General features: G+C 64.3%; 15 protein-coding genes. 5 read left to right on the forward strand and 10 right to left on the reverse strand.

Translation table 11 applies throughout. The features are described from left to right. Positions 1 to 34: 34 nt before the first annotated feature. The 6 genes from BHD08_RS09900 to BHD08_RS09925 form a co-directional block, all read right to left on the reverse strand. Positions 35 to 1,174 carry an acyl-CoA dehydrogenase gene (locus tag BHD08_RS09900; protein ID WP_125021922.1) on the reverse strand — a complete coding sequence of 380 codons (1,140 nt, stop codon included), beginning with the start codon at positions 1,172 to 1,174 and terminating at the stop codon, positions 35 to 37. A gap of 10 nt (positions 1,175 to 1,184) precedes the next feature. After that, positions 1,185 to 2,369: an acetyl-CoA C-acyltransferase gene (locus BHD08_RS09905; RefSeq protein WP_125021924.1), complete on the reverse strand. Its 1,185-nt coding sequence runs from the start codon at positions 2,367 to 2,369 to the stop codon at positions 1,185 to 1,187. 11 nt (positions 2,370 to 2,380) lie between these two features. After that, the gene (locus BHD08_RS09910; protein WP_125021926.1) at positions 2,381 to 3,148 is read right to left on the reverse strand and encodes an SDR family NAD(P)-dependent oxidoreductase; all 768 of its coding nucleotides are present in this window, start codon (positions 3,146 to 3,148) and stop codon (positions 2,381 to 2,383) included. 186 nt (positions 3,149 to 3,334) lie between these two features. Next, positions 3,335 to 4,402 carry an AraC family transcriptional regulator gene (locus BHD08_RS09915; RefSeq protein WP_015277232.1) on the reverse strand — a complete coding sequence of 356 codons (1,068 nt, stop codon included), beginning with the start codon at positions 4,400 to 4,402 and terminating at the stop codon, positions 3,335 to 3,337. Between the two features lie 71 nt (positions 4,403 to 4,473). Further along, a complete protein-coding gene (locus tag BHD08_RS09920; RefSeq protein WP_015277233.1) occupies positions 4,474 to 4,911 on the reverse strand; it encodes a YqaA family protein in 438 nt (145 codons plus the stop codon). A gap of 239 nt (positions 4,912 to 5,150) precedes the next feature. Then, a complete protein-coding gene (locus tag BHD08_RS09925) occupies positions 5,151 to 5,606 on the reverse strand; it encodes a hypothetical protein (protein ID WP_015277234.1) in 456 nt (151 codons plus the stop codon). A gap of 263 nt (positions 5,607 to 5,869) precedes the next feature. Here BHD08_RS09925 and BHD08_RS09930 point away from each other — a divergent pair, with 263 nt between their 5' ends. The 4 genes from BHD08_RS09930 (at position 5,870) to BHD08_RS09945 (ending at position 9,849) form a co-directional block, all read left to right on the forward strand. Then, complete coding sequence (locus BHD08_RS09930) at positions 5,870 to 6,976, forward strand: glutaredoxin family protein (RefSeq protein WP_125021928.1); 1,107 nt, start codon at positions 5,870 to 5,872, stop codon at positions 6,974 to 6,976. Between the two features lie 64 nt (positions 6,977 to 7,040). Continuing rightward, positions 7,041 to 8,624: a tetrathionate reductase family octaheme c-type cytochrome gene (locus BHD08_RS09935; RefSeq protein WP_125021930.1), complete on the forward strand. Its 1,584-nt coding sequence runs from the start codon at positions 7,041 to 7,043 to the stop codon at positions 8,622 to 8,624. A gap of 1 nt (position 8,625) precedes the next feature. Then, entirely contained in the window at positions 8,626 to 9,222 is a 597-nt protein-coding gene (locus tag BHD08_RS09940; protein WP_125021932.1) for a cytochrome b/b6 domain-containing protein, read from the forward strand. 78 nt (positions 9,223 to 9,300) lie between these two features. After that, the gene (locus BHD08_RS09945) at positions 9,301 to 9,849 is read left to right on the forward strand and encodes a rhodanese-like domain-containing protein (protein WP_015277238.1); all 549 of its coding nucleotides are present in this window, start codon (positions 9,301 to 9,303) and stop codon (positions 9,847 to 9,849) included. Between the two features lie 41 nt (positions 9,850 to 9,890). Here the strand turns inward: BHD08_RS09945 and BHD08_RS09950 are convergent, their stop codons facing one another. The 4 genes from BHD08_RS09950 to BHD08_RS09965 all read right to left on the reverse strand — a co-directional run bounded on the left by BHD08_RS09950 (position 9,891) and on the right by BHD08_RS09965 (position 14,719). Beyond that, the gene (locus BHD08_RS09950; RefSeq protein ID WP_125021934.1) at positions 9,891 to 10,688 is read right to left on the reverse strand and encodes an acyl-CoA thioesterase II; all 798 of its coding nucleotides are present in this window, start codon (positions 10,686 to 10,688) and stop codon (positions 9,891 to 9,893) included. Between the two features lie 119 nt (positions 10,689 to 10,807). Further along, positions 10,808 to 12,808 carry a DUF3488 and transglutaminase-like domain-containing protein gene (locus BHD08_RS09955; protein WP_125021936.1) on the reverse strand — a complete coding sequence of 667 codons (2,001 nt, stop codon included), beginning with the start codon at positions 12,806 to 12,808 and terminating at the stop codon, positions 10,808 to 10,810. Next, positions 12,805 to 13,767 (reverse strand): DUF58 domain-containing protein, encoded by a 963-nt coding sequence (locus BHD08_RS09960; protein WP_125021938.1) that lies wholly within the window; start codon positions 13,765 to 13,767, stop codon positions 12,805 to 12,807. The genes BHD08_RS09955 and BHD08_RS09960 overlap by 4 nt, the downstream gene beginning before the upstream one ends. A gap of 34 nt (positions 13,768 to 13,801) precedes the next feature. After that, positions 13,802 to 14,719, reverse strand: a complete 918-nt coding sequence (locus tag BHD08_RS09965; RefSeq protein ID WP_125021939.1) for a MoxR family ATPase — start codon at positions 14,717 to 14,719, stop codon at positions 13,802 to 13,804. Positions 14,720 to 14,885: 166 nt separating this feature from the next. Here BHD08_RS09965 and BHD08_RS09970 point away from each other — a divergent pair, with 166 nt between their 5' ends. Then, positions 14,886 to 17,576: an HAD-IC family P-type ATPase gene (locus tag BHD08_RS09970; RefSeq protein ID WP_125021941.1), complete on the forward strand. Its 2,691-nt coding sequence runs from the start codon at positions 14,886 to 14,888 to the stop codon at positions 17,574 to 17,576. Positions 17,577 to 17,578: the final 2 nt, after the last annotated feature.

Raw genomic sequence — 17,578 nt, forward strand, 5'->3', positions numbered from 1 at the left:
GCGCCGTAAGGCACGCAGGCGCAGCTGGTTCAGGTCAGACCGGTCCTCCGAGGTTGCGCGCGATGACCAGGCGCTGGATGTCGCTGGTGCCTTCGTAGATCTGGCAGACCCGCACATCGCGGTAAATGCGCTCCACCGGAAAGTCGGCCAGATAGCCGTAGCCACCAAGGGTCTGGATTGCTGCCGAGCAGACCTTCTCCGCCATCTCCGAGGCGAACAGCTTGGCCATCGAAGCCTCCACCAGTGCCGGCCGCCCGGCCTCGCGCAGCACCGCGGCGTGATGCACCATCTGCCGCGCCACGGCGATCTGGGTCGCCATGTCGGCCAGGCGGAAAGCCACCGCCTGGTGCTCGATGATCGGCTTGCCGAAGGTTTCGCGGTCCCGGGCGTAATCACGCGCCGCCTCGAACGCCGCGCGCGCCATGCCGACCGCCTGGGCGGCGATGCCGATGCGTCCGCCTTCGAGATTGGCCAGGGCAATGCGATAACCCTCGCCCTCCTCGCCCAACCGGTTGGCCACCGGCACGCGCAGGTCCTCGAAGGCGATCTGGCAAGTATCCGACGCGTGCTGGCCGAGCTTGTCCTCCACCCGCACCACCTGATAACCCGGGCTGTCGGTCGGCACGATAAAGGCACTGATACCGTGCTTGCCGGCGTCCGGATCGGTCACCGCGAAGACGATCACCGTGCCGGCATGCTTGCCGGAGGTGATGAACTGTTTGGCGCCGTTGAGCACGTAATGATCGCCGTCGCGACGGGCGCGGGTGCGCAGGCTGCTGGCGTCGGAGCCCGCTTGCGGCTCGGTCAGCGCAAAGGCGCCGATCTGCTCACCACGGGCCAACGGCGTGAGGAAGTCACTCTTCTGCTGGTCGTTGCCGAAACGCAGGATCGGTACGCAGCCGACCGAGTTGTGCACGCTCATGATGGTCGAGCAGGCGCCGTCGCCGGCGGCGATTTCTTCCAGCGCCATGGCGTAGGCCAGGTAGCCGGTATCGCTGCCGCCCCACTGCTCCGGCACCAGCATGCCGAAGAAGCCGAGAGTGGCCATTTCGCCAATCGCCTCGGCGGGATAGCGATGCTCGCGACTCCACTGTTCGGCGAAAGGCTTCAGCCGTTCCTTAGCGAACTGGCGAGCCATCTCGGCGATCGCGTTTTGATCTTCATTGGGCAGCATGGATGCCTCCTCAGATCAGTTCGACGGCCATGGCCGTGGCTTCGCCGCCGCCGATGCAGATCGCCGCTACGCCACGGCGCAGACCGCGCTTGCGCAATGCGGCGAGCAGCGTCACCAGGATCCGCGCGCCCGAGGCACCGATGGGATGGCCAAGCGCGCAGGCACCGCCGTTGACGTTGACCTTGGCGTGGTCCAAGCCCAACTCGCGCATGCTGGCCATGGCGACCACGGCGAAGGCTTCGTTGATCTCGAACAGATCCACGTCTCCGGTGGACCAGCCGGTGCGCTCCATCAGCTTGCGGATCGCCCCGATCGGCGCGGTGGTGAACAGATTCGGCGCATCGGCGTAGGCCGCGTGGCCGTGGATCACCGCCTGTGGCTGCAGGCCCCAGCGCTCGGCTTCGGAACGGCGCATCAACAGCAGCGCGGCGGCGCCATCGGAAATCGAGCTGGAGTTGGCCGCAGTCACCGTGCCGCCCTCGCGGAACGCTGGTCTCAGGCTGGGAATCTTTTCCGGCATCGCCTTGGGCGGCTGCTCGTCATCGCGGATCTGCCGCTGCTGTTTGCCCTGAGTGACGTCCAGCGCGACGATCTCATCGGCAAAGTGCCCTTCGGCGATTGCCGCCTGGGCCCGTCGCAGCGATTCCAGCGCGAACGCATCCTGCTCCTCACGGGTGAAGCCGAAGGCGTCGGCGCACTCCTCGGCAAAGGTGCCCATCAGGCGGCCCTTGTCGTAGGCGTCTTCCAGACCATCGAGAAACATGTGGTCGAGCACCCGGCCGTGCCCCATGCGATAGCCGCCACGGGCACGATCGAGCAGATAAGGCGCGTTGCTCATGCTTTCCATGCCGCCAGCGACGACGATTTCCGCGCTGCCGGCGAGCAACTGGTCGTGAGCCATGATCACCGTCTGCATGCCCGAGCCGCACATCTTGTTCACTGTGGTGCAGGTGGTGGCGCGGGTCAGCCCGGCGCCCAGAGCCGCCTGGCGCGCTGGGGCCTGGCCCTGGCCGGCGGGCAGCACACAGCCCATCAGCACGTCCTGCACGTTCTCCGCCGGCAGGCCGCTGCGCTCCACCGCCGCGCGGATGGCGGCAGCGCCGAGCTGCGGTGCCGTCATGCCCAGCAGATCACCCTGGAAACCACCCATGGGCGTACGCGCGCTGCTGACGATTACGATCGGATCATCTTTCATCTCTGCTTCCTTTACTTGGCAGCCATGCGCAAGGCGCCGTCGAGGCGGATCACCTCACCGTTGAGCATGCTGTTTTCGAAGATGTGCCGCACCAGCGCGGCGTATTCGGCCGGATGACCCAGGCGTGGCGGGAACGGCACGCCGGTGGCCAGCGAGTCACGGATCTCCTGGGTCATGCCGGCCATCATCGGCGTCTCGAACACGCCGGGTGCAATGGTCATCACGCGGATGCCGAAGCGCGCCAGCTCGCGCGCGGCCGGCAGGGTCATGCTGACCACACCGCCCTTGGACGCGGCATAGGCAGCCTGGCCGATCTGCCCGTCGAAGGCGGCAATCGATGCGGTATTGATGATCGCGCCGCGCTCGCCATCGGCGTCTGGCGCGTTCTCGGCCATCGCCTCGGCGGCCAGCCGCAGCATGTTGAAGCTACCGATCAGATTGATGCCGACGATGCGGCTGAAAGCGTCGAGGCTGTGCGGACCATTGCGCCCGAGCACCTTTTCGCCACCGGCGACGCCAGCGCAATTAACCAGCCCGTGCAGCCCGCCGAAATGTTCGCGCGCGGTGGCGACGGCATGGCGCGCGGCCTGTTCATCACGAATGTCGGCGGCGACGCCGAGGGCGCTAGGCCCGAGCGCCTGTGCCGTGGCGTTGGCTGCGGCTTCGTCCAGATCGGCGAGCACGACCTTGCCGCCCGCCTCGACCAGCGCCTGGGCCGCCGCAGCGCCAAGGCCGGAGGCGCCGCCAGTAATGAGGAATACCTTGTCGCGAATCTGCATGGCTGTCTCCCGTGCTTGTTGTTATTCGGTGCGAAGCCGGGGTTATCTTTGGACAGCGACACGGGTGCGGCAATGGTCGATGTTCTCAACCTGCCTGACCGTTTTGGCCAATGGCAAAAGGCGATCATGCCGCTATCGTTAAAGGCGTGAGGACAGGTGGAGGCCTTCAGGCCCAACAACGCGCTATCAGGCGCGCGCCGGCGCCAGAATCAGGTTGCGGTAGTGCCCGGGATTGATACCTGTCCACTTGCGGAAAGCCTTGTAGAACGAACTGACATCGGCAAACCCCAGCCGCTCGGCGATTTCGCCATAGCTGATGGCGGCATCGGCCAGCCATTCGGTGGCCATTTCCTGGCGCAAGCCATCCTTGATGGCCTGATAAGGCTGCCCCGCCTCCGCCAGCCGGCGACGCAGGGTCGAGGCCGAGATGCACAGGGTCTGTGCCAGCGTCTCGCTGTCTGGCCAGCGTTCGGCAGGCAGGCTGCGCAGGTGCTGCTTGATGCGGCTGGCCAGGCTGGAATGGTCGCGGTAGCGCACCAGGATGTTCGCCGGGGCCTCGGCGAGAAAGGCACGCAACTCCGCTTCGCTGCGACGGATCGGCAGGTCGAGCACTTCGGCGGCGAAGATGATCCGCGTCGAGGGTCGGCCGAAACGCAGGTTGTCGGAAAACATCACCCGGTAATCGTCGGTGTAGTCCGGCTCGGCGCAGCGCAGCTCGACCGCCAGCAGCGGGATGCGCCGCCCTACCAGCCAGCAGGCCAGCCCATGCAGCAGCATCCAGAAGGTGAAATAGCAGAAGGCGCGAGCCGGCTCGGCGTTACGCTCGCGCAGCACCACTTCGGCCAGGCTCTGGCTGCGGATCAGCTTGCCACGCAGGTTCTCCAGCCCCAGGCCGAGAAACTCCAACGCATGAACAAGCGCTTTCTCCAGAGTGGGCTGCTGCAGGCAGCTGCGACTGAGAAAGACGAAGCTGCCCGAGCGCAGCCGGCGCGGATCCATGCCGAAGAATTCATCATCGAAATGCCGCGCCAGGCGCAGCCAGAGTTGCGAGTAGTCGCGCACGTCCATGCGACCGTCGGGATCTTGCAGGCAAGCGGGGTCGAGGCCAATTTTCTCCAGCAGATGCTCGCCGCTCAGCCGCGGCCCGACGAAACCGAGCAGTGCCTCGGCCACCAAACGGACGCTGATGCTGTCCCGGCTGGCACTGGCCGTGCCGACCGCTGCGTCTGCTGTCGTTTGCGCCTCGATGATCATGCCGCTCGGATTCCTGCCGGTTGTCGATGCTGCATGATCGACCAGGCACGGTCGTGCTGTCAGCCCTTGCGTCACATCCAGCCGAGCGTCAGTCCCATCACGATCAGATAGCGTGCGGTCTTGGCCAAGGTGACGATCAGCAGAAAGCTCCATAACGGCTCGCGCATGACACCCGCGACCAGCGTAAGCGGATCACCGATGATCGGCACCCAGCTGAGCAGCAAGGTCCAGCGACCGTAGCGGTGGTAGCTGTGCTGTGCCTTGGCCAGCTGACGCTCGTTGACCGGAAACCAGCGCTTGTGGCGAAAGTGCTCGACGTAACGACCGAGCAACCAGTTCACCAGCGAGCCCAGCACATTGCCCAGGCTGGCCACGGCAACCAACGCCCAGACCGTATACCGCTCCGAAAGGAGAAGACCGGCGAGTACCGCCTCGGACTGCATGGGTAGTAGCGTGGCAGCACCGAACGCCGCAAGAAAAAGGCCGAGATAGCCGGAAAACGACACCATCGATATGCAACCGTAACCCGTGCTGACTGACGGCACGCAGTATGCGGGAAAAGGCGCCGCTCCGAGGGGCATTGTCGACGGGATCATGCCTGGACAAGCATCGGGGATTTCCAGGCACATCGTTCAACTGTAACGAATCGATTAGGTGGCGGTTGGATGAGCAGTCTCCGCACACGCTGCCCGCAACCTCCGCGCGAGTGAGCATCGCAGCCAAACTCAACCGCTACGCCGTATGGCCACTACATTTCGTGAATACGGCTCACCTGGCGGGCCAGTCGCATGGTTTCGTGCTCCTCAAGCTGCAGCAAGTCCTCGGCCAGGTTGCGGGCACCATCGATCTCGGCGCGGCGGGCCAGGGAGCGGTAGAGATCGATCACCTGGTTGTGAATGGTGAAGATATCCAGCGAGATCTCCTCCACCGTCATGGTGTCGTAAGCCTTGCAGGCCTGATTGCGCAACACCGGATTGCGTGTCAGGTAGTCGTAGATCCAGGTGTGCAATGCCTTCGGGTCGGCATGTTTCTCGATCTTGTCGACCGTTTCTGCCAGGGCTCGCTCGTGGTCGGCAATATAGACCAGCAGCCATTTGGCTCGGGTCTCCTCGTGCTTGTCGGAACAGCGCGCCATGCAACGCGCCAGCATGGCATGGGTGTCGCGTGTCCAGTCGATCAGGTCTTCGAATCGCTCGATCTTCATCGCCAAAATCTCCGCTGGTAGGACGGCAAACAGCACGGCACAGGCCTGTCTCACCGGTGCCTGATTCTGTCCGCTTGTCAGGTCCGGTTCCATGACGCTGATTAAGAGATTAGTCCACCCTGCTGCGCCACGGCCGTTCACACCGCGCAACCTTGCTACAGATCATTGCTGACCGGAAAAAGACGGTCGAGGATGGACGTGGATTCGCAAACCATGTGCCATCGCCCCGCCGGCGGCTTGGCCCGCACCAGGGAAGCACGCTCATGTACCACGTCGTGTTGCGCGGCGCTCTGTTGATGCTTCTGGGGCTACTGGCCAGCGCTCATGCCTTTGCCAGCGCAACGGTGCTTGAAGTGTTCGTCCGCGACGGCTGCCCGCACTGCAGCGCAGCCAAGGTCTATCTCGCTGAGCTGTCCACGCAGCATCCGGAGCTGGAGATTCGCCTGCGGGAAGTCGATCGCGATCCTGCCGCGCGCGCCGATCTGCTGCGCCTGTCCCGTGAAGCCGGCGCCTGGCCCCCAGCGGTGCCGACATTCGTCATCGGCGATCAGCTGCTGGTGGGCTTTGACGACGCCACGCACAGCGGCGCCAGGCTGCTCGCCTTGATCGAGCAACGCGTCCAGCGCCCGGGCACGGTTGAATCCACGCTATTCGGCACGCTCAGCCTTGAGCGTCTTGGGTTGCCTGCATTCACCCTTGCCCTCGGTCTGCTGGATGGTTTCAACCCCTGCGCGATGTGGGTACTGCTGTTTCTGCTGTCGCTACTGGTTCGTCTGCAGGATCGAAGGCGTATGGCTGCAATCGCGGGAACCTTCGTGCTGATCAGCGGCGCGGTGTACTACCTGTTCATGGCGGCCTGGCTGAACCTGTTTCTGTTCGTTGGCGTATCGCCGCTAGTCGTCACCGGACTGGCGCTGTTGGCGATGCTGATCGGCTTCATCAACCTGCGCGACGGGCTGCGCCCGGAAAACGGTTTTGCCCTCTCGATACCCGACAGCGCCAAGCCGGGCCTGTATGCGCGCGTACGCCGCATTCTGCAAACCCGAAGCCTGTTGCCCGCTCTCGGCGGCGTTGCGCTGCTGGCCGTCGTGGTCAATTTCGTCGAGCTGCTGTGTACCGCCGGCCTGCCGGCGATCTATACCGCAGTCCTGGCCCAGCAGCAGTTGAGCGCACTGGCCCACCACGCCTATCTGGGTCTCTACATCATTGGCTACATCGCCGACGACGCACTGATGGTCGCCATCGCCGTACTCGCGCTGAGCAGCCGCAAGCTTACGCAAGGTTCTGGCGCCACGCTGAAGCTCATCAGCGGCGCGGTGATGCTCGCCTTGGGCATCGTCATGCTGCTAAAGCCGCAATGGCTGCAATAGCAGATTGCCAGGGGTGACCTATGCTGGAACCGAGGGCCGCTGCCATGCAGCAAGGGAGAGGCAAATGAGAGCATTCCGCCAGTGCATCATCGCCCTGCTGTTAGCGCCACTTCTGCTTTTAGCCGGCTTCGCACAAGCATCCACCGCCGATCACACCCTCTTCGAGGCATTGCAGGGTCCGTTCGCCAGCGGCGAAGAGGTCACACGGGCCTGCCTGAGTTGTCATAGCAAGGCCGCCAGCCAGATCATGGCGACACGGCATTGGACGTGGGATTACCTCAACCCGGATACCGGCCAGCGCCTGGGCAAGAAGACCATGCTCAATGGCTTCTGCATCGGCGACCGCTCAAACGAGGCGTTCTGCCAGTCCTGCCACATTGGTTACGGCTGGAAAGACGCCAGTTTCGACTTCACCGACGAGAGCAAGGTTGACTGCCTCGCCTGTCACAACACCGGCAACTACCTGAAGCTTGCAGGCCTCGCCGGCCATCCACCGCTGGTGCGTAGCGAAACCGCACCCGGCTCAGGCAAGTTCGTCGAGCCCGTGGACCTGGCCGCGGTGGCGCGTCAGGTCGGCGCCACCAGCCGGCGCACCTGTGGCACTTGCCATTACTACGGCGGCGGTGGCGACGGCGTTAAGCACGGCGATCTCGATTCGTCACTCAATTCGCCGTCACCTGAGCTGGACATACACATGGCCGTCGATGGACTCGACTTCGCCTGCTCGACCTGCCATGTCGCCGAAGAGCACCGGATTGCCGGCAGTCGCATCAACGTGACTGCCAGCGACCCGCACAGCGCAGCCATCCGAGGTCAGCGTAGCGAGCGCAACCGCTCGACGTGCCAGTCCTGCCATGGCGCCAAACCGCACCAGGGGAATCTGCTGCACGCCGGACGCCTGAATGATCACACCAGCGTGCTGGCTTGCCAGAGTTGCCATATTCCGACCTTCGCCCGTGGTGGTGTGCCTACCAAGATGGCCTGGGACTGGTCCACCGCGGGGAAGATGGGTGCCGACGGCAAGCCATACCAGACACGCAACGAACGTGGTCAGATCCTGTACGACAGCCGCAAGGGCAGCTTCATCCTCGGCGAGCACGTAGTGCCGGACTATGTCTGGTTTGACGGCCGGGTTACCTACGTGCAACCCGACACGGTCATCGACCCGACCAGTCGCGTTCCGATCAACCGCTTTCATGGTGTGCCGGGAGCAGCCGATGCGCGAATCTGGCCGGTAAAAACCTTCCATGGCCGCCAGCCATACGATACCGAGCACCTGACATTGCTAGTGCCGCATACCGCGCTGCCGAACGATACGGCGTTCTGGTACAACTTCGATTGGGCCAAGGCGCTGCAGGCGGGTGCCGACGCCTCCGGCGCGCCCTATAGCGGCAAGTTCGACTTCGTTGACACCTCGATGCTGTGGCCCATCACCCACATGGTTGCGCCGAAAGATCAGGCAGTCGATTGCGCGCAGTGTCATGCCAGGCAAAGTCGACTCGCCGGCGTGGCCGGTATCTGGTTGACCGGCAACCATCACAGCCCCCTGCTCGACCGCATCGGCTTTGGCCTGGCTGGAGTGGCCTTGCTAGGGGTCTTCGTGCATGCCGCCTTGCGCGTTTTCTCGCGCCGCAGAAGGAGTCAATGACATGCGCGAGCGCCTATACCTGTTCACCCGTTTCGAACGCTTCTGGCATTGGTCGCAGGCCGCGCTGATCATCACCCTGTTGCTCAGCGGGTTCGCCGCCCATGGCAGCCACGCACTACTGGATTTCCGCAGCGCGGTCGAAATCCACGAGGTATCCGCCTGGCTGCTGATGCTGTTGTGGGTATTCGGCATCTTCTGGCATTTCACCACCGGTCAGTGGCGCCAATACACGCCCACCCTGAGCAACATCGACCGCATGTTGCGCTACTACGTCCACGGAATATTCATCGGCGCGCCACACCCTTACAAAATCACCGTGGAGCGCAAGCATAACCCCCTGCAGCGCCTGTCGTATCTGTTCGTCAAGGTGATGATCGGCCCGTTGCTATGGCTGACAGGGCTGCTCTATCTCTTCTGGGAGCGGGCACAGGGTCTGCTCTCGCCCTGGATTGATCTGCAACAGGTCGCGCTGCTGCATACGGCAGGCGCGTTCATGATGCTGATCTTCCTCATCGTGCACGTATACCTGGCGACAACCGGGCGGACACCGCTCGAGCACATCAGGGCAATGCTCACTGGCTGGGAAGAAAAGCACTGAAACGGCCGCACAGGCTCATATACCCCCATAGGTATATGATGAGCGGGTTTTCTACATTCACCCTTGCCGGAGCTTCAGATGAAATCATCATTGATCGCCCTGTCCCTCAGCCTGATGGCTATCGCAGCGCATGCAGTCGAACTCGAGGTGACCCCACAGGATGCCTACGCTCGCGCCCAGCAGGAGGGTGCTGATGTGCTCTTCGTCGACGTGCGCGACCCGGTGGAAATCATGTTCGTGGGTTTTACCGACGCCGTGGATGTCAATGTCCCGTATCTGCTCGTCGATCGTGACGCCTGGAACGATGAGCGCGGTGCCTTCCAGACCAACCGCAATCCGCAGTTCCTCGACCAGGTCCGTGCCGAACTCGACAAGCGTGGCCTGAGCACCGACACAGAGATCATCACCATGTGCCGCTCGGGCAGCGAGCGTGGCAAGCCCAGTGCGGATTTCCTGCGCGAAAATGGCTTTCCCAACGCGCGGTATGTCGTCGATGGCTTCCAGGGCGCAGCCATCAAGGAAGGACCGCAAGCAGGCTTTCGCCTGCAGAACGGCTGGCAGAATGCCGGGCTGCCCTGGAGCCCGAAGATGAACCCGGAAAAGATCTATCGCACCGATCGCAAGTGACATCGACGGAACACGCGGCGCTGCACGTCAGCGCCGCGCCGTCAGCCGAATACCGTCACCGTTTGCCGGCTCAGGGCGATCAGTTCGCCAGATGGCGTCCATAGCGCAGCCGCACAGTGCCCATAACCGTCGCGTGCGTGCTCGATCACGGCGCGATACATGCACCAGTCGTGGCTGTCGAGATCGGGCATCGGCTGAATGAACTCGATGGTCCAGGTCAGCGAGCTGCCAGGGGCGAAGCTTTTCAGATGCGGCAGCACGGCGGGCGGCCAGGCGTCGACCAGCGCCAGCAGATGCGCCTCGGTAATCGGTTCACGCGGCAGCTCGCCCCGCTGGCGCACCCAGCCGCCCATTTCGCGAGAGGTATTACCGGTGAACGGCAACCCGCCAATACCCCAGCGCATCGACACGTAGCGGGTAAATTCCGGCGTTACGCCGGCTACATAGGGCAGCTCCTGGCAGGCCTCGACGGGAGGCATGGCCGGCGCCGGCTCTGCCGCAACATCCACCACCGAACTGCGTGGCGCGCCGAAGCTGCCCTGAACGATGGTGACCACCTGTCCGTCCTGCATCACCCGGCCGAGCATCTGGCTGACGGCCTTGCCTTCGCGCAGCACCTCGGCCTGGAAACTCGCCGGCGCATCCAGCGCCAACGGGCCGACGAAGGTAATGGCCAGCGAGCGCAGCGGGCGACCCTCCGGCACCTTGGCCCGCATGCTTTCGAACACAAGCGCGGCAACCAGCCCACCGAAACCTGCACGCCCCTGTCCCCAGCTGGCCGGCACCACCACGCTGCCGGGGTTGTCACGTACCGCCTGCAGCAGCTCGCAAAGCTCCATACCCACCTCGTTATCGTTCGTTATGCGAGCGATGTTAAAGGCCCGCCCTTGGCGACGCGAACCACTCTGGCAGAAGCAGCCGGATGAAATGCCGAATCATCCATGTCGGTAATGGCTAATCAGGACCGCCCAGCCCGCTTCGGAAGACGCCACGGCAGTGCTCGGCGAAGCTGACGCAAGCTATGCGCCAGCTCATCCGTGGCCCCGGGCTGCTGGGCGTAGCGCTGCGCCTCATAAAGCCTGACGAACGCGCGGATGGCCGGCGCCTGTCCGGGCAGCATGGTCGCGGCACGCTCGGCGAAGCTGCGTGCACCCTCACCTTTGTGACGATGGACGCCGTGGCGCGCCAACAGCCGCTCGAAGCGTCCGAACAGGCGCTGCTGAAGGTCCGTTTCACGCCGCCAGGGCTTGAAGAGGAACAGTGCCAGCACAGCAATGAGCAGCGCCAGAACCGCAACAAGGCCAAGACCGAGCGCCTGAGCATCGAGTTTGCCTAACCAACGCTGCAACACCTGCGTTTGTTGCTCGCCCTGGTAATTGAGTACCCAGCGTTGCCAGCCATAGTTGAGGCTGTCCCAGCGCAACCGCAGGGCATTCACCCAGCCGATATCCCGATAGCGCAGCAGCGACATCGGCTGGTCGGCAAGAAAGCTTCGCTCACGCGCCAGCGCCTGTTCCAGACCCTGCTCCACCCGTTCAGGCGCGACCTGAAAGGTCGGATCGACGCTGACCCAGCCGCGCTCGGCCACCCAGTACTCGACCCAGGCATGGGCGTCGAACTGATGCACCGAAAGATAGTTGCCAGCCGGATTGACCTCACCGCCCTGATAACCCGCGACCACTCGTGCCGGAATACCCGCCGCGCGTAGCACGAATGTCATCGCCCCCGCGTAGTGCGCACAGAAACCGCTGCGCGTCTCGAACAGGAAATCGTCGACGATGTCATCACCCACCGGCGGCGGCTCCAACGTGTAGTGGTAGGGCTGACGGTTGAAGTGCTTGAGCAGCGCATCGACCATCGCCTGCGGCTCTTGTGCGGTGCGCCGTAGCTCCATGGCCCAGGCACGCGCGCGTGGGTTGCCCCGTTCCGGCAGTTGCAGCGACCGGCCAAGGCTCTCCGGCGCACGGACCGCTTCGCGGCGCGCATCCAGCCAGGAGGTGACCTGGTACATCAGCGGCTGGTTGACCGGCTGCCGGCGCTGCAGATGGAAATCGGTCATCAGCTGTGCCTGGCCTGGCGCTACCTGAGCGACATCCAGAGCAAACAGCCAGGGCTGCCCGCTCGGCTGCATGACGACGTTGTAGCGAAGCGGCTCGCCGACTGCCTGCCATTCCGGCTCCTGCGGCAGATGAGAGGCATAGGACTGCGACCAGCGCCGGCCATCGAAGCGCTCGAAGGTCACCGCGCGCCAATAGAGTTGATCGCGAGGAGGAATGTCGCCGTCGAAGCTGACACGAAAAGCCAGCTCCGGGGAGCGTCCCAGCCGAGCGATATCACCGGGCGCCATGTGATCGGCCAAGCCCGTGGTGCCACGATCACCAGCCTGCGGCAACGACCACAGCGGCGGCAGACGGGGAAAGAAGAAGAACAACACCAGCATCAGCGGAACGGCCTGCAGCAATAGGGAACCGGCCAGCCGCACCGTTGGCCATGGCCGTGTCACCAAACTGCTCTGCTGCAAGCCGATCATTGCCGCCAGCAGTGCGGTGACCGGCAACAGGCTGTACAGCCCGGCAAGCAGGCTGTCCTCGAACAGGTAGCTGGTTACCACCGCGAAGAAGCCCAGGAAGATCAGCACCAGCGCATCGCGGCGGGAACTCATCTCCACCAGTTTCAGGATGAACGCGGCGATCAGCAGCACCACCCCGGCTTCCAGTCCGACCAGGCTGCCGCGGGAGAAATAAACGCCGAAGCCAGCGCCTATCATCAGCAGCGCCTTGAGCCAGCTGCGCGGATAGCGTGCACGCATGCGGAAGATCTGGATCCGCCAGGCCGCGCAGCCAAGCCACAGGCCGATGATCCACAACGGCAGATGAGTGAGATGCGGCAGGATCACCAGCACCTGCGCGACCAGCAGCCAGATCAGGCTGTTGCGGGGAATTCCGGGCTTGACGCTCATGCGCTGCCCTCCTCGCCAAGCCCGTGCAGTGCCAGGGCACGCAGACAGGCATCCCGATGCGCCTGTCCACCGTCGGGTCCGATCATTCCGGCCGGTAGCCGCAGCGCGAACGGCTGCTGCTGTTCACTCAGCTCGACAACCCAGTGGCAGAGCATCGACAGGCGCCGCTCGGGATCGCCTTCAAGCGTATCGAAGTCGAGCAGCGGATCGTTGCCGAGCAGGCTGGCGAAATCCTTCACCAGCAGGCCCTGGCCACGGGAATACGCCTTCCAGTGCAAGCGACGGCGCGAATCGCCCGGCTGCCAGATACGCAGCCCCTGATAGTCATCGACGCCGGCACCCCGCGCCAGCACGCCTTCATCTTCGGTTTCGGGCGCGCCCTGACCCGGAGGGCGTTCGGCCACCGACGGCTGTGGATAGACCAGCGCCGCCAGCTCCAGATCGATCCAGCTCCAGGCCACCAGCAAGCCGAGCGGGAATCGGCTCTCCACCCGCACCCGACCGGGCCGCAACCAGCCGCGACGTTCGGTCGGCAGGCTCAGCTCGACTTCGACGGTACCGCCCGCCGGAACATCGACCAACCGCAACCCACTGGCCGGCCAGCCGAGTGCCACCGCCTGATAGGCACGCCCTGCGCTTTCCAGGCGGACACGCAGCAGCGCCTGTTCGCCAACGAACGCCGCCGTTGTGCCACCCGCCTGCAGCAGCAGCCCCGCCAGATTGCGCCAGGTGTGCAGGATGGTGACCAGATAGAGCGAACCAAGCAGAAAGGTCAGCCCATAGGCCAGGCTGTTCTGGTAGTTGATGGCGGTGAGCAGCATCAGTAGCAGGGCGACGATGAATGCCAGCCCGACCGCCGTCGGCATGATGAAGATGCGCCGCTGATCCAACCGCACGCTGGGTGCTGGCGGTATCCGGCGCAGCAGCCAGCGGTCACGGAAACGCGGCAGTATCCTCATAGTGAAGGCTCGCCGAAACGAGCAGGCGCAGGTCTCACAGCGCTGGCACCTCGCGCAGCAACCACTGCACCAGCGTACCGCCACCATGACCGGTGGCATCGGCGCGTTCACGCAGGCGATGCCCGACCACGGTCGGCAGCACCGCCTGCACATCTTCCGGAATCACATAATCGCGGCCATCGAGAAACGCCCAGGCCCGCGCCGCAGCGAGCAGCGCCAGACTGCCGCGTGGTGACAATCCCCAGGCGAACTGCGGTTGGGTACGCGTGGCTTCCACCAGGCGCAGCACGTAGTCCACCAGGGCGTCGCTGGCACGCACCTGGCTAACCGCGTCCTGGATGGCGCGCAGCTCGTCATGCTCAAGTAGCGGATCCAGGCGCAGCAGCAGATCCCGCCGGGATTCGCCGAGCAGCAGCGCCTTTTCCGCAGCCTTGGCCGGATAACCCAGCGAAACGCGCATGAGAAAGCGGTCCAGCTGCGATTCTGGCAGCGCGAACGTGCCGCCCGAACTCACAGGATTCTGCGTGGCGATGACGAAAAACGGCTCGGGTAGCGGGCGCGTTGCCCCTTCGATGGTGACCTGGCCCTCCTCCATCGCCTCGAGTAGTGCGCTCTGGCTCTTCGGCGTGGCACGGTTGATCTCATCGGCCAGCACCAACTCGGCGAAGATCGGTCCGGGATGAAAGACGAACTGCCCGCTGTCCTTGTCGAACACGGAGGTACCCAGAATGTCACCGGGCAGCAGATCGGAAGTGAACTGAATGCGCTGAAATTCCAGCCCTAGCACCTTCGCCAGCGTATGACTCAAGGTGGTCTTGCCCATACCGGGCATGTCCTCGACCAGCAGGTGACCACGGGCCAGCAGGCAGGTCAGGGCCAGCCGGACCTGCGCTTCCTTGCCGAGCAAAACTTCATTGACTGCTCGCAGGCAGGCGTCCAATCGGGTGCGCATCAAAACCTCCTCTGTTCGTCGTCCCGATGCTACTGGTCAGCCGCAGCCAGGCAAAGCACAGGAAACGCCCGGTGACGAGTTTGTGACCCGGGCCTTGATCCAGCACCATGCGCAGCATGGCAGCCCGGCTTAGGCTGAGCAGATCAAAGGTCAACAGGAGGACCCGATGTCCACACCCGCTTCACGTTGCTGGCATGCGCAACACGCCGAGCAGACGCTCCAACAGCTGGACACCTCGCCCGCCGGGCTGACCACCGAGCAAGTGCAGCAGCGTCTCGAGACCTTCGGCCCCAACCGTTTGCCACGGCGGCGCCGCAACGGGCCGCTTATGCGGTTCCTGCTGCAATTTCACAACCTGCTGATCTACGTTCTGCTGCTATCGGCGCTGGTCACCGTTGCCCTGGGTGAATGGCTGGATAGTGCGGTGATCTTCGGGGTGGTGGTTATCAACGCTATCGTCGGTTTCATCCAGGAGGGCAAGGCGGAACAGGCGATGCGTGCCATCCAGCGCATGCTCACACTCGACAGCAAGGTGCGCCGCGGCGGGCGGACGCTCAACGTTCCGGCCGAACAACTGGTGCCTGGCGATATGGTGCTGCTGGAAGCCGGCGACCGGGTACCGGCGGACATGCGCCTGCTCGAATGCCGCGATCTGCGCATCGAGGAAGCGGCCCTTACCGGTGAGTCGCTGCCCACCGGCAAGCAGGTGGAGCCCGTGGCTCGCGATGCCGGCATCGGTGATCGTTACAGCATGGCGTACTCAGGCACCCTGGTCAGTGCCGGTAGCGGCACCGGGGTGGTGGTGGCGACTGCGGGCAAAACCGAGCTGGGGCAGATCAGTCATATGCTCGGCGAGGTCGTCAGCCTGCAGACACCGCTGCTCGGCGATATGGCGCGCTTCGCCCGGGTGCTCACCTTCATCATTCTGGCGCTGGCGCTGGGCACCTACCTGTTTGGCGTCGGTTTGCGCGGCTATTCATCCGACGAGATGCTGCTGGCGGCGGTCGGTCTGGCGGTTGCAGCCATACCCGAAGGGCTACCGGCGGTCCTCACCATCACCCTTGCGCTTGGTGTGCAGCGCATGGCCCGGCGGCGCGCCATCATCCGCCGCCTGCCCGCCGTGGAGAGCCTGGGCGCGGTGACGGTGATCTGCTCCGACAAGACCGGCACCCTGACGCGCAACGAAATGACCGTGCAGCTGGTGGTCACCGCGGCAAACCGTTATCAGATCGAAGGCGTCGGCTACGCACCGACCGGCGAGGTTCGCGGCGAGGACGGTCAGCCCTGCGCAATCGACCAGGCCAGTGATCTGCACGCGCTGGGTCGCGCCGGCCTGCTGTGCAACAGCGCCAGCCTGCTGCATGACGGCTCGCAATGGAGCATCACCGGCGACCCCACCGAAGCCGCCCTGCTGACCCTCGCAGGCAAGCTGGGGATGACTGCGACCCACGAGCTGGCCCACACCCCACGTGTCGACAGCATCCCGTTCAGCTCGGAACGGCGCAGCATGTCCAGCCTGCACCACGACCATTCCGGCCACGGTCTGATCTACATGATCGGCGCTCCGGAACGGCTGCTGGAGGTGTGCAACCAGCAATTGGTCGATGGCAGCGCCGAACCTCTGAACCCGTCCTACTGGCATACCGTGCTTTCCGAGGGCGCCGCTCAGGGCCTGCGCATGCTCGGCCTGGCAGTGCGCGCGCTCGGCGCGCCGCACCATGAACTGAACTATGCGGACCTGGAGGGTGATTTCGTCCTGCTTGGCCTGGTCGGCATGCTCGATCCGCCGCGTGAGGAAGCCATCGACGCCATCGCCGAATGCCGTCAGGCAGGTATTGCGGTGAAGATGATCACCGGCGACCACGCTGAAACCGCTGCGGCAATCGCGCGGCGTCTCGGTCTGGGCAGCAGCGCGCCGATCACCGGAGCCGAACTCGACAGGCTCAGCGACGCCGAACTCGACGCGCGCCTGGGCGATACGACGGTCTTCGCTCGCACCAGCCCGGCGCACAAGCTGCGCCTGGTGCAACGCCTGCAGGCCGGTGGCGCTCGCGTCGCGATGACCGGCGATGGCGTCAATGATGCGCCGGCGCTCAAGCGTGCCGACATCGGCGTGGCCATGGGTATCAAGGGCACCGAGGTGGCCAAGGAAGCCGCGCAGATGGTCCTCGCCGATGACAATTTCGCCACCATCGCCAATGCCGTCGAAGAGGGCCGCACGGTCTATGACAACCTGAAGAAATCGATCCTGTTCATCCTGCCCACCAACGGTGGCGAGGCGTTGGTGCTGCTGGTTGCCATTGCTCTGGGGCTGACGCTGCCGATCACCCCGCTACAGATTCTCTGGGTCAACATGATCACCGCCGTAACCCTTGCCCTGGCGCTGGCCTTCGAGCCCGGCGAGGCCGACATCATGCGGCGGCCGCCGAGGAACCCGAACGCGGCGCTGTTGAGCACGCAACTGATGTGGCGAGTGCTGCTGGTGGCGGCGCTGATGACCGCGGCCTGTATCGGTGTCTTCGTCTATGCACAACAGCTGGGCTGGAGCATGGAACTCAGCCGCACCCTGGCGGTGAACACACTGGTCGCCTGTGAGATCGCCTATCTGTTCAGCAGTCGGCAGATCAATGCTCCGGCCCGCTTCGGCCTGCGTGATAACCCAATGGTCTGGGGGATGATCGTCCTGCTGAGCGTGCTGCAACTCGCCTTTACCCACTGGGCGCCGTTGCAGCGCCTGTTTGCTACCCAATCGCTGGACGTGGTTGGCTGGGGGATCTGCCTGCTCGCCGGAGCCGTGTTACTGGTGGTGGTCGAGATGGAGAAGTGGTTGCGGCGACGCGCCGGCTGGCCACTCTGATC

The sequence above is a fragment of the Pseudomonas sp. SCT genome, assembly GCF_003864275.1.
Lineage (GTDB): Bacteria > Pseudomonadota > Gammaproteobacteria > Pseudomonadales > Pseudomonadaceae > Stutzerimonas > Stutzerimonas stutzeri_AE.